We start from the raw sequence: 12,406 nt of genomic DNA, 5'->3' as shown, positions 1-12,406 counted from the left end.
CCCTGTGGCGCTAGAGTCCGTAGCCATGAGAATCACTCGGTTCGCGCTCGCCGGCATCACCGCACTCGTCGGATCCGGGCTGTTCCTCGCCCCGGCAGGCGCTGCGCCGAACTGGTCGGGCCTCGACGTCGCGAACTACGCCGGGCCGATCCCCGCGAAGGGCGGCCAGCAGATCCGGTCCGTGGACCTCGATCCCGCGCTCTCCATCCCCGGCGCGGGGACGGCCAAGCGGGTGCTCTACTCCACGACAGACCAGCACGGCAAGCCCGCCACCAGCACCGGTGCGGTCTTCGTGCCGAAGGGTGCCGCGCCCGCCGGCGGCTGGCCGGTCATCGCGTGGGCGCACGGCACCGTCGGGCTCGGTGACACCTGCGCGCCGTCGGCCAATCCCCGCTCCGCCCGCGACCGCGAGTACCTCGGGCACTGGCTCTCGCAGGGCTACGCGATCGTCGCCTCGGACTACGCGGGCCTCGGGACGCCGGGCCTCATGAGCTACCTGAACAGCGTTTCGACCGCGCACAACGTGGTCGACTCAGTGGTCTCCGCGCACCAGGACCGCTCGCTGAACCTGTCGAAGAAGTGGGCGATCGTCGGCCAGTCGCAGGGCGGCGGCGCCGCCGTCAACAGCGCGCGGTGGGCGACCGAGTTCAGCGCCGGAAGCGGCCTCGACTACCGCGGCGTGGTCGCCACGGGCACACCGTTCAAGATCGAAGAGGTCGTGAAGAACGTCGGGCCCGAGAGCGGTCTGCCCGGCGGACTCAGCTCCGCCGCGACGTCGTACACCGCCTACATCCTGGCGGGGGTCCGCGAGGCGAACCCCGGCGTGGACTTCGACTCGGTCCTCACCCCGCGCGGCAAGACCGCCGCCGCCAAGGCGGAGGTGCAGTGCTACGCGCAGCTCAGCACGACCCTCGCCGGGCAGAAGCCGACGGACTTCCTCACCGCGAAGGTCAGTACGGTGCCCGGCGCGAGCGCGGCGCTCGACCGGTACATGGGTACCCCCACGTCGGGCTACGACCGGCCGGTGTTCCTCGGCGTCGGTCTCAAGGACACCGACGTCCCCGTCCAGTCCTCCATCGCCCTCGCCGCCGCGCTGAAGAAGAGCGGCACCACCGTCGAGCTGCACCAGTACCCGAACGCCGACCACAGCGGCGCCGTCCTCGAATCCATGAAGGACTCGACGCCCTTCCTCGCCCGGGTCTTCGCCTGATCCTGCGGCTGCGCGGCGGCGGCGCTTGACCGTGCCGCGACGGCATGGTTTCTCCTGGAGGCACCCGCCGAAAGGAGCACCACCATGCCGTTGCCGACCCTCATCACCGTCGAGGAGTTCTTCTCGTCGCCCGTCCGCGCCGCCGCGAAGATCTCGCCCGACGGCACCCGGATCGCCTTCCTCGCACCGTCGAACGACCGCCTGAACGTCTGGGTCGAGGATCTCGACGGTGACGCGCCGGCCCGGCGCGTGACCGCGGACGCGACCCGCAGCGTGCAGATGTTCTCCTGGACCACCGACCCGCGCTGGCTGATCTACCTGCAGGACAACGGCGGCGATGAGCGCTGGCACCTGATGCGCGCCGACCTCGACGACCCGGACGCGCCCGCCGTCGACCTCACCCCCTTCGACGGTTCGACCACCTTCCTCATGGACCTGCCGATCGCCCGCCCCGGCATCGCGATCATCTCCACGAATTCCCGCAAGGTCGACGAGTTCGACGTCTTCGAGCTCGACATCGCCACCGGCGCGCTGACCGAGATCGAGCGCAATCCGGGCAACGTCGCCGGGTGGGTGTACGGCGCCGACGGCACCTTGTTCGCCTCCACCCAGGACCCGGAGGGCGCGATCGCGATCTGTCGCTGGGACACCGAGGCGCGGGAGCTGCGCCCCATCGCGGCGTTCGACGGCATCGACTACCCGCTGGGCGTCTTCCCCATCGTGCCCTCGCCCGACGGTGGCCTGTGGCTCGGATCGAACCGCGGCACCGACCGCACGCGCGTTGTCCACCTGGACGGCGTGACGGGGGAGGAGACGGAGGTCGCGGCGCACCCATCACTGGACCTCGACACCACCGGCCTCGTCGCACCCACGATGCCGCAGCCCCTCATCGTCGACCCGAGGACCGGCGCACTGCTCGGCGTGCGCTACCTCGGTGAGCGCCAGGAGATCCGGGTGCTGGACCCGCGCTTCGGAGAGGTGCTCGACGCCCTGCGCGGCCTGTCGGACGGCGACATCGGCGCCCTGACCTCCGATCTCGACGGGAACCGCTGGGTGGTCTCGTTCGTGCACGACCGCGACCCCGGCGCGACCTACCTCTACGACCACCGCACCGGGGAGTCGCGGCTGCTCTTCCGCCCGTTCCCGCACCTCGATCCGGCCGCGCTCGCGCCGATGGAGCCGGTCACCATCACGGCGCGCGACGGGCGTGCGCTGCCCTCGTACCTCACCCTGCCGCAGGGCGTCGACCCCGTCGGCCTGCCCCTCGTGCTGCTCGTGCACGGCGGCCCGTGGTTCCGCGACACCTGGGGCTATCACGGCGAGGTGCAGCTCCTGGCGAACCGCGGCTACGCGGTGCTGCAGGTCAACTTCCGCGGCTCCACGGGCTACGGCAAAGCGCACATGCAGGCGGGCATCGGCGAACTCGCCGGCACGATGCACGACGACCTCATCGACGCCGTCGAGTGGGCCGTGGCGGAGGGCATCGCCGACCCGGCGCGGCTCGGGATCTTCGGCGGCTCCTACGGCGGCTACGCGACGCTGGTCGGCGTCACGTTCACCCCCGACGTCTTCGCCGCCGCCATCGACTACGTCGGCATCTCGAGCCTGCCGAACTTCATGGCGACGCTGCCCGAGATCGCGCGGCCGTACCTGGCCAACAACTGGTTCCGGTACGTGGGTGACCCGTCGGATCCGGATCAATTGGCCGACATGCTCGCCCGCTCGCCGATCACGAAGGTCGACGAGATCCGCACCCCGCTCCTCGTCGTCCAGGGCGCGAACGATCCTCGCGTGGTGCAGGCCGAGTCCGACAACCTGGTGGAGGCGCTCCGGGCCCGCGGCGTCGAGGTGGAGTACATGATCAAGGCCGACGAGGGGCACGGCTTCGTCAACCCGGAGAACACGATCGACATGTTCCGGGCGACCGAGCGCTTCCTCGCGCAGCACCTCGGCGGGCGCGCCGAGACTAACGCACGGCCTTGAGCACCCCGGTCCGGTCGTGGCAGCCGGCGTACACGAAGCGCTGCTCGGCGCCGGACGGCACCGTGACCTCGTGGTAGAGCCGTAGCCGCGTGTCGCCGCCGAAGCCGGACAGGTGCCGCATGCCCGCGCCGTAGATCCTGAGGTGCGACGGGTGCGAGGCCGCCCACTCCTCGAGGGCGCTGAGCTCGCGCCACCAGCTCATCCCGAAGGTCCGGTCGGTGGGGGCGTCCGCCTCGTCGAGCACGGTCATGTACCGGTTGTCGAGGCACCCGATCGTGGCTCCCTCGGCGACGAGGAAGTCCATCCCCTCGCGGAGGACGGGTTCCACCTCGGCGAGGTAGAACTCCCGCTCGGTCGGTCCGGTCTCGGTGATGTCCTGGCCGGACCGGATGAGGCATGCGTTGCGGTGCAGCACCACGCTGCGCACCGGCCCGGTCTCCGTCAGGGTGCTGTCGCCGTCGGCCCAGAGCGGGTCCCGCTGCGCGGCAGGGAGGCGGTCGCGTGCCGATCCCCAGTAGAAGTGCTCTTCGATCGTCCCGCTGAAGCCGTAGGCGGTTCCGGCGACGCCTTCGGGGCGCTCCGGCGCCGAGAACACGGTCTCGACGCGCTCGATCGACGGCAGGACGAGTTCCAGGAAGAACCCGAGGCCCTCCGTGGGGTGCCCGGGCGCGATCCACGGCTCGCCGTGCGCCCGGTTCCATTCCCGGAAGGCCGCGGGATCGTCCCAGTACGCGATGCTGATCACCGTGTAGTAGCCCTCCGCGTCGGTGTACGCGGCGCGGTCCCAGGAGACTGGGCCGTCTTCCCGGGCGAGCGCCTCCCGCAGGGCGCCGAGTTCGCCGACCAGGCGCGGGTCGGAGGGATCGCGGGCCTGCACCCCCAGGTACGCCATGACCACCGCGGTGACCTTCTGATCGAACCGTGCCGAGAACGACGGGTACGGCGGGGTGTACGTGCCGGGGCGGTGCTTGGGCCGGCGCGCGGGGTCCAGGAGGTGGGGCGGGATGGCCGACTCGATGGACGGCGGCTGCTCGGCTGTGCTCATCGTGGGCGTCGCGTTCGGCCGGCTCACAGCGCCGCGAGCGCCGACGATGCATCGCTCGCGACCGGGGGCGCCTCCGGCGTCTCCGCGCGAACCCGCTCGGCGGTCACCTTGGGCAGGCGGCCGCGGTCGTCGAGATGCAGCGCGAAGACGTCGGGGCGCGAGTAGTGCCCGGCGGGATCGGCGGCGTTCTTCGCGGCGAGGATGCCCGCGTAGTCGATATCGGCGTAGAGGATGCCCTCGGCCTCGGGATCGAGGGGCTCGGCCAGGGAGCTGCCGTCGGGGCCGAAGATCCGCGCGTAGCCGCCGCCGCGCTGGAGGAACTGCCGCTTCAGATCGGTGTCGCAGAAGTGGGCCTCGGCGGCCTCGCCGATGATGCCGCAGGGCGCGAGCACGAAGCTCTGCCCCTCCACGGCGTACTGCCGGGACGCGCCCACATTGACCTCGGCCCCCAGGGCGTTCACCGCGCCCTCGAAGATCGAGAAGCTCGGCCACGCCGCGATGTGCAGCTGCTCCTGCTGGGCGAACAGCGCGTACTTCGACAGCGGCTGCAGGTGCTCCCAGCAGTTGAGGGCGCCGATCCGGCCCACGGCGGTATCGATCACCCGGAAGTCCGAGCCGTCGCCGTCGCCGAACTGGGTGCGTTCGACGTGGGTGGGCTTGAGCTTGCGCCGGGTCATCACCGTCTCGCCGTCCGCGTCGATGACGGCCTGCGCCATGTACAACGAGCCGCCCTCGCGCTCGCTGAAGCCGAGGGCGATGATGATCTCGAGGTCGCGTGCCGCCCGTTCGAGGCGCTGCCAGTGCTCGCCGCCGATCTCCACGGAGTTCAGCGCGAAGGGCACGCTGAACTGCGACTGCCACGGCACGGAATCGAGCCACAGGTGCCAGGGGTAGCCGGGGATGAAGGTCTCCGGGAAGGCCACGATCGCCGCGCCTCCGGCTTTCGCCTCGGAGCTGAGGGCGATCACCTTGTCGATGCCGCCGGCGATGTCGTTCCACACCGGCTCGGCCTGGACGACCGCTGCGCGGAAGGAGTGGGTGTAGTCGGTCATGGTATGCATTCCTTCGTCTGAGATCACGGCCGGCTCGCCGTGGGTTCCAGCAGCGTAAGAACGGGACGGCGCGTTCCTTCAGGACTTCCGCGCCCGCCGTCCGACGATTCGCGCACGAACCGGGAACGCGGGCGGGAGAACCGCGAGACGGCGACGGCGGCGCGCGCGCATTCCTACAATCGGAGCATGGTCTTCGCGGAGGTCGGCTCGGCGACGGAATGGATGCGCGCCTGTAGCAGCGCGTTCGTGCCGCTGCGGGTCGACGGTGCCGCCGCCGACTTCCGGGCGACCCTTCACCAGGTGACGCTCGCGCCGGGCGTGACCCTGGCGGCGGTGGCCTCCCGCGCCTCGTCCGTCGTGAGGGACGCCCCGACGATCGCGACCAGCCCGCGCGAGGACGTGCTGATGTCCTTCCACAAGCGGGGGACGGGCGTCGTTGCGCAGAACGGCCGTAGCGCCCGCCTGTCCCCGGGCGGGTGCGTGCTCTACGACGCCTCGACGCCGTACACCCTGTCGTTCCCCGGTCAGATGAGCGAGGTCGTGCTGCAGGTCCCGCGTGCGGCGATCGCGAGGGTCGGCCACGGCTTCACCGACCTCACGGCCCGGGTCCTGCGCCCGAGCGCCCCGCTGCGCGCGCTCGCCGCGCTCGTCGGCTCGGTCGAGGTGACCGCGGGCGAACGGGCCGTCGCAGAGGACGCGATGATCGCGGACGCGCTCGTACGACTGCTCCAGGCCGGCCTTGAGCTTGGCGGATCTTCGGACGCCCCGCCGGTGGACGCGGAACTGCTCGCGATGGCGCTGCGGCTCTACGTCGACGAGCACGCCGCCGACCCGGAGCTCACGCCCGCGCGCCTCGCCGCCGTCTTCCACGTCTCGCTGCGCCACGTGCAGAAGGTCCACGAGCGCTATCTCGGCACCGGCGCCGCTTCGTACATCCGCCGGCGCAGGCTGGAGACGGCGCAGGGCCTGCTCCGCAGGCGCTGCACAGTGGCCGAGGCCGCCCGGCGCAGCGGATTCCTCGATGTGGACACCTTTTCCCGCGCGTTCAAGCGGGAGTTCGGCGTCGCCCCTTCCCAGTTCGCCTGAGAAGCCGCGTCCTACGAGCCCACCGGCGCCGGACGCACCGATGCGCCGCACCCGGGAACGGGTGCGGCGCATCGCGTCGTGGTGCCCCTCAGTCCTTCGGTCGGTTGTCGACCAGCCGGCGCGCCTTCCCGACGGTCCGCTCGATCCCGCCGGGCGCGAGGACGTCCACGTCGACCGTGATGCCGATCTTGTCCTTGATGAGCTTGCCGAGCGTGCTGCCGGCGTGCTCGTCGTGGGGCCGGTCGTGCCGGTGCTCGACCTTCACCGTCAGCCGATCCATGCGACCGGGACGGTCGAGGACGCACTGGAACTGCGGAGCCAGGGTGTCGATCCCGAGGATCAGCTCCTCGATCTGCGTGGGGAAGACGTTGACGCCGCGCAGGATCATCATGTCGTCGGTGCGGCCCGTGACCTTCTCCATCCGCCGCATCGTACGGGCGGTACCGGCGAGCAGCCGGGTGAGGTCACGCGTGCGGTACCGGATGATCGGCGTGGCCTGCTTGGTCAGCGAGGTGAACACCAGCTCGCCGTGCTCGCCGTCCGGAAGCACCTCTCCGGTCATCGGATCGATGACCTCGGGGTAGAAGTGGTCCTCCCAGATGTGCAGGCCGTCCTTGGTCTCGACGCACTCCATCGCGACGCCGGGCCCGATCACCTCGGACAGGCCGTAGATGTCGACGGCGTCGATGCCGACCTCCTGCTCGAGCTCGGTGCGCATCCGGTCGGTCCAGGGCTCGGCGCCGAAGACGCCCGTGCGCAGGGAGGTCGCCCGCGGATCGATCCCCATGGCGCGCATGGTGTCCACGATGGTGAGCATGTAACTCGGGGTCACCATGATGGCGTCGGGCTCGAAGTCCTGGATCAGCTGGATCTGCTTCTCCGTCTGCCCTCCCGACATGGGGATCACGGTGGCGCCCAGGCGCTCCGCGCCGTAATGCGCGCCGAGCCCGCCGGTGAAGAGGCCGTAGCCGTACGAGACGTGCACGCGGTCGCCCGCGCGGACGCCCGCGGCGCGCAGCGACCGGGCGACCACGTCGGCCCACATGCCGATGTCATCGGCGGTGTAGCCGACCACGGTCGGCCGGCCGGTGGTGCCGGACGAGGCGTGGATCCGGGAGACGCGCTCGCGCGGCACGGCGAACATGCCGAACGGGTAGTTCTCGCGCAGGTCCGCCTTCGTCGTGAAGGGGAACTTGGCGAGGTCGGCGAGCTCCTTGAGGTCGGACGGGTGCACGCCCGCCTCGTCGAACGCGCGGCGGTAGTGCGGCACGTTCTCGTAGGCGTGGGTGACCGACCACTGCATGCGCTCGAGCTGCAGGGCGGAGATCCGGTCGCGGGTCGCGAACTCGATGTCGTCGGTGGGGACGGTCGATGTCATGGCTGGCTTCCTCGGGCTGGGTCGGCTGGTCGCGGCGGGGTCAGGCGTCGAAATCGACGGTGACGGTGTCGCTGGTCGGGTACGTCTGGCAGGTCAGGACGAAGCCGGCGGCCACCTCGTCGTCCTCGAGGGCGTAGTTGCGGCGCATGTCGACGGTGCCGCACAGCACCTTCGCGCGGCACGTGCCGCACACGCCGCCCTTGCACGCGAAGGGCAGGTCGGGCCGGAAGTTCTCGGCACCGTCGAGCAGGGTGTCGTCCTGCGCGATGGTGCCGGTCGCACTCCGTCCGTCGAGGACGACGGTGACCGCGCTGCTCGGCCCGGTGACGCCGGGCTCGCGGTGCCGCTCCTGCGGCGGCGGGGTGCCGTCGTCGACGTAGAAGAGTTCGCGGTGGATCGCGCTGCGGGCGACCCCGAGCTCGGCGAGGACCGCCTCCGAATCGGTCACCATGCCGTGCGGGCCGCAGAGCCAGAAGTGGTCGACGTCGGCGGTGGGGACGACGGTGCGCAGCAGCTCCCGCAGGCGCTCCGCATCGACGCGGCCGGTGAACAGCTCGACGTCGCGGGGCTCGCGGGAGAGGACGTGGATCACGTCGAGCCGGTCGTGGTACCGGTCCTTGAGGTCGGCGATCTCGTCGGCGAACATCACCGAGCGGGTGCGCCGGTTCCCGTAGATGAGGATCACGCGGGCAGCGGGATTGGCGAGCACCGTGCCGGCGATGGACAGCATCGGGGTGATGCCGGACCCGGCCGCGATGAGCACGTGCACGCCGCCCGCGTCGGGATCGGCGGCGAAGGTCCCCGTCGGCCCCTGGACCTCGATGGTGTCGCCCGGGCGGACCCGGTGCACCAGCCAGGAGGAGAACAGGCCGTCGGTGACTTCGCGGACGCCGACCCGGGGGCGCTCGCCTACCGGCGCGCAGATCGAGTAGGACCGGCGGTGCTCGACGCCGTCGACGGTGCGGCGCAGCGTGAGCGACTGCCCGGCGGCGAAGGCGAACTCGTCGGCGAGGGCGGCCGGGACGTCGAAGGTCACGGCGACCGCGTCGTCGCACAGGGACTCGACGTCGGCGACGGTGAGCGCGTGGAAGGCGCGGCCACGGGTGGCGGTGGCGGTCATCAGATCTCCTTGACGTGGTCGAAGGGCTCGCGGCAGTCCAGGCAGCGGTAGAGCGCCTTGCACGGCGTCGCGCTGAACTCGGAATCGAGCCGGGTGGCGGTGGAGCCGCACGCGGGGCACGCGATCCGGCGGGGCGCGGGCTGCAGGGTCAGCGGGACGGGACCGTCGCCGCGGCGCGGCGCGGGGCCCGGCGTCGAGTACCCGGCGGCGCGGAGCTTCGCGCGGCCCGCGTCGGTGATCCAGTCGGTGGTCCACGCGGGGGAGAGGGCGGTCTCGATGGTGATCTCGCCGAAACCGGCGGCGCGGAGCGCGCTCTCGATGTCGGCGCGGATCGTGCCCATCGCCGGGCAGCCCGAGTAGGTGGGGGTGATGGTCACGGTCACTGCGCCGCCTGCGGCCTCGGCGACGTCGCGGACGATGCCGAGGTCCGCGAGGGTGACCTGCGGCATCTCGGGGTCGAGCACAGCGCCGACGACGGCGAGGGCGGAACGGGTCGCGGTGGCGTGCACGTCACCACGTCCCTTCGGGGTGGGCACGCGCGACGGACTGCATCTCGGCGAGGATGCGGCTGAGCTCCTCGGTGTGCAGGCCCTGACGCCCTGCCCGCCCGCCGACGCGGGCAACGCCCGGCGCGTCGGGGACGGGGAGGCCCGCGGCGCCGAAGGTGAGCGCCATGACCGCGTCGAACTCCGGCCGCAGCCCGCTCGGGTCCACGCCGATGCCCGCCGAGGCGAGCGCGAGCTCCTCCGCCGACGGCTCGAACAACTCGGGGACGTACGGCCACACCCGGGCGATCGCCGCCTCGGTTCGCCGCCGCGACTCGTCGGTGCCCTGGGCGAGGGTGACCACCCAGCGCGCGGCGTAGTCGCGGTGGTAGGTGATCTCCTTGACGCCCTTGGCCGCCACCGCGGCGAGCACCGGGTCGCGGGACTCCCGCAGGCGGTCGAACAGCGCCAGGCGGGCGGTCGCGAACACCAGCAGCCGCACCATCGAGACGGCGAAGTCGCCGTTGTCGAGCTCGACGAGCCGGACGTTGCGGAACGCCGCGTCGTCGCGGAAGAAGGCCAGGGCGTCCTCGGCGGGCACGGGCGAGGTGTCCGAGACGTGCGGCACCACGGCGGGGTCGGCGGCCGCCGCGCGGGCGAGCAGCAGCCGGGCCTGCCCGATGAGGTCGAGGCCGACGTTGGCGAGCGCGACCTCCTCCTCGAGTTCGGGGGCGCGGGTGCTCCATTCGGCGAGGCGCTGTGCGGAGATCAGCGCGTCGTCGCCGAGCATCAGGCAGTAGACGGCGAGGGCGTGCGGGTCGGCGTCGTCCGGCACCGTTGTGTCCACCCCGGCGAGGGGCTCGTCGAAGCTGGTGCCGAAGGCCCACTGGCCGTGGGAGTCCGAGTCGACGAGGCCCTCGTAGGCGTTGTCGTGATCGATCATGGCTGTCATTCCTGTTCGCGGGCTGAGCGAGGGGTGGTCACATGTGCGGGACGGACTCGGGGATGTCGTAGAAGGTCGGGTGGCGGTAGACCTTGTCGCCGCTCGGCGCGAAGAACGGGTCCTTCTCGGACGGGCTGGAGGCGACGACGTCCGTCGACCGGACCACCCAGATGCTCACGCCTTCGTTGCGGCGGGTGTACACGTCGCGGGCGTTGCGCAGGGCCATCTCGGCGTCCGCGGCGTGCAGGGATCCGACGTGCACGTGGTTGAGCCCGCGCTTGCCGCGCAGGAAGACCTCGTACAGGGGCCATTCGATGCGGGTCTTTTCGGTCATGTCCACTCCTTCTCCGATGCTGCGGTGCGGGCGGCGAAGGCGCCGGCGGCGGCCCGCACCCAGGCGCCGTTCTCGTGCGCGGCGCGACGGTTCGCGATCCGCTCGACGCTGGTCGCGCCGTTGCCCTTGACCACCTGCATGAATTCGTCCCAGTCGGGCTCGCCGAAGTCGTACGCGCCGCGATCGGCGTTCCACGCCAGGTCGGGGTCCGGGAAGGTCACCCCGAGGACCTCGGCCTGCGGGACCGACATGTCGACGAAGCGCTGGCGCAGCTCGTCGTTGGTATGCCGCTTGATCCGCCACGCCATCGACTGCGCCGAGTTCGGCGAGCGGTCGTCCGGCGGTCCGAACATCATGAGCGCCGGCCACCACCAGCGGTTCACGGACTCCTGCACCATCTCCCGCTGCGCCTGCGTGCCGGACATCATCGTCATCAGCATCTCGAAACCCTGGCGCTGGTGGAAGGACTCCTCCTTGCACACCCGGATCATCGCCCGCCCGTACGGGCCGTACGAGCTGCGGCACAGCGGCACCTGGTTGCAGATGGCGGCACCGTCGACCAGCCACCCGATCACGCCGACGTCCGCGTAGGAGAGCGTGGGGTAGTTGAAGATCGACGAGTACTTCTGGCGGCCCTCGATGAGGTTCTCCGTGAGCTCCGCGCGGTCGACGCCGAGCGTCTCCGTCGCGGAGTACAGGTAGAGGCCGTGGCCGGCCTCGTCCTGCACCTTGGCCATGAGGATGGCTTTGCGGCGCAGCGACGGAGCGCGGGTGAGCCAGTTGCCCTCCGGCTGCATGCCGATGATCTCGGAGTGCGCGTGCTGGGCGATCTGCCGGATCAGGGTCTTGCGGTAACCGTCCGGCATCCAGTCGCGCGGCTCGATGCGCTGGTCGGACTGGACGATGCGGTCGAACTCGGTCTCGAGGTCGGCGGTGGTCTCTGTCATGGGCTGTGCCTTCCGTGCGGCTGGTGGTCAGCGACCGGTGAACGCGGGCCGGCGCTTGGCGAGGAACGCCTCGACCGCGCCCGTGTGATCGGCGGTGGCGGCGAGGGGGATCGCTCCGGCGCGCTCACGCTCGAGCGCCTCGTCGAGCGGCGGGAGCGAGGCGGCGACGAGCGATTTCACGGCGGCGAACGCCGCGGTGGGGCCGGCGGCGAGCCTGCGCGCGACGGCCTCGGCGGTGGCGGCGGCCTCGTCGTCGGCGGCGACCTGTGCGATGAGGCCCCAGTCGAGGGCCTGCGCGGCGGAGATCGTGGTGCCGAGCAGGATGAACGCCCGCGTACGGACCGCGCCGATGGCGTCGACGAGCGTGCGGGTCAGGCCCGAGTCGGACGCCAGGCCGATGGCGGTGAAGGCCGTCGCGAAGCTCGCGCTCTCGGCGGCCACGACCACGTCGGCCGCGAGCGCGAGGCCGAGTCCTGCACCGACGCAGGCGCCCTGGACCGCGGCGACCACCGGGACCTCGAGCGCGGCGATGCCGGAGATCAGGGGGTTGTAATGCTCGGCGACGGTGTCCATGGCGCGCTCGGGCGAGCGGCTCAGCGCGTCCGCGTGCTCGCCGAGGTCCTGGCCCACGCAGAAGTTGCGGCCCTCGGCGCGGATCAGGACGGCGCGCACCGCGTCGTCCGCGGCGATGGACCGGACGGCGTCGAGCAGGGCGGTCTTGAGCGCGACGTCGAGCGCGTTGGCGGCCTGCGGGCGGTTGAGCGTGAGGACGGCGAGGCCGTCGGCGACGGTGAGGGTGGCGGAATCCATGGGGTCTCCTCGG

At 71.6% G+C, this 12,406-nt stretch carries 12 protein-coding genes; 3 read left to right on the top strand and 9 right to left on the bottom strand.

Annotation, left to right across the window (positions count from 1 at the left end; all coding sequences use genetic code 11):
- Positions 1-25 precede the first annotated feature (25 nt).
- A complete protein-coding gene (locus ACM9LD_RS13290; RefSeq protein ID WP_415677116.1) occupies positions 26-1,210 on the top strand; it encodes an alpha/beta hydrolase family protein in 1,185 nt (394 codons plus the stop codon).
- 84 nt (positions 1,211-1,294) lie between these two features.
- On the top strand, positions 1,295-3,193 hold the full coding sequence (locus tag ACM9LD_RS13285) for an alpha/beta fold hydrolase (RefSeq protein WP_415677115.1): 1,899 nt from the start codon (positions 1,295-1,297) through the stop codon (positions 3,191-3,193).
- On the opposite strand, the gene ACM9LD_RS13280 is transcribed toward ACM9LD_RS13285, so the two are convergent.
- Positions 3,177-4,238: a phenylacetaldoxime dehydratase family protein gene (locus ACM9LD_RS13280; RefSeq protein WP_415677114.1), complete on the bottom strand. Its 1,062-nt coding sequence runs from the start codon at positions 4,236-4,238 to the stop codon at positions 3,177-3,179. The genes ACM9LD_RS13285 and ACM9LD_RS13280 overlap by 17 nt on opposite strands.
- 23 nt (positions 4,239-4,261) lie before the next feature.
- Complete coding sequence (locus ACM9LD_RS13275; protein WP_415677113.1) at positions 4,262-5,290, bottom strand: carbon-nitrogen hydrolase family protein; 1,029 nt, start codon at positions 5,288-5,290, stop codon at positions 4,262-4,264.
- Between the two features lie 186 nt (positions 5,291-5,476).
- Between ACM9LD_RS13275 and ACM9LD_RS13270 the strand changes: the two genes are divergently transcribed.
- Positions 5,477-6,376: a helix-turn-helix domain-containing protein gene (locus ACM9LD_RS13270; protein WP_415677112.1), complete on the top strand. Its 900-nt coding sequence runs from the start codon at positions 5,477-5,479 to the stop codon at positions 6,374-6,376.
- Between the two features lie 88 nt (positions 6,377-6,464).
- On the opposite strand, the gene paaK is transcribed toward ACM9LD_RS13270, so the two are convergent.
- The 7 genes from paaK to ACM9LD_RS13235 are packed head-to-tail and all read right to left on the bottom strand — an operon-like array spanning position 6,465 to position 12,393.
- On the bottom strand, positions 6,465-7,754 hold the full coding sequence (gene paaK, locus ACM9LD_RS13265) for a phenylacetate--CoA ligase PaaK (RefSeq protein WP_415677111.1): 1,290 nt from the start codon (positions 7,752-7,754) through the stop codon (positions 6,465-6,467).
- 40 nt (positions 7,755-7,794) lie between these two features.
- The gene (gene paaE, locus ACM9LD_RS13260; RefSeq protein ID WP_415677110.1) at positions 7,795-8,874 is read right to left on the bottom strand and encodes a 1,2-phenylacetyl-CoA epoxidase subunit PaaE; all 1,080 of its coding nucleotides are present in this window, start codon (positions 8,872-8,874) and stop codon (positions 7,795-7,797) included.
- On the bottom strand, positions 8,874-9,383 hold the full coding sequence (gene paaD / locus ACM9LD_RS13255) for a 1,2-phenylacetyl-CoA epoxidase subunit PaaD (RefSeq protein ID WP_415677109.1): 510 nt from the start codon (positions 9,381-9,383) through the stop codon (positions 8,874-8,876). The genes paaE and paaD overlap by 1 nt, the downstream gene beginning before the upstream one ends.
- Before the next feature lies 1 nt (position 9,384).
- Positions 9,385-10,302 (bottom strand): 1,2-phenylacetyl-CoA epoxidase subunit PaaC, encoded by a 918-nt coding sequence (paaC, locus tag ACM9LD_RS13250; RefSeq protein WP_415677108.1) that lies wholly within the window; start codon positions 10,300-10,302, stop codon positions 9,385-9,387.
- Positions 10,303-10,339: 37 nt separating this feature from the next.
- Positions 10,340-10,636 carry a 1,2-phenylacetyl-CoA epoxidase subunit PaaB gene (gene paaB / locus ACM9LD_RS13245; protein WP_415677107.1) on the bottom strand — a complete coding sequence of 99 codons (297 nt, stop codon included), beginning with the start codon at positions 10,634-10,636 and terminating at the stop codon, positions 10,340-10,342.
- Positions 10,633-11,583, bottom strand: coding sequence for a 1,2-phenylacetyl-CoA epoxidase subunit PaaA (paaA, locus tag ACM9LD_RS13240; RefSeq protein WP_415677106.1), 951 nt, complete (start codon positions 11,581-11,583; stop codon positions 10,633-10,635). Before paaA ends, paaB begins: the two co-directional genes overlap by 4 nt.
- 27 nt (positions 11,584-11,610) lie before the next feature.
- A complete protein-coding gene (locus ACM9LD_RS13235) occupies positions 11,611-12,393 on the bottom strand; it encodes an enoyl-CoA hydratase/isomerase family protein (RefSeq protein ID WP_415677105.1) in 783 nt (260 codons plus the stop codon).
- Positions 12,394-12,406: the final 13 nt, after the last annotated feature.

This window comes from Tsukamurella hominis (assembly GCF_965137015.1).
In the GTDB taxonomy this organism is placed as follows: domain Bacteria; phylum Actinomycetota; class Actinomycetes; order Mycobacteriales; family Mycobacteriaceae; genus Tsukamurella; species Tsukamurella hominis.
Note: the sequence above shows the minus strand (reverse complement) of the source record. Positions and strands in the feature narration are given on the sequence as shown.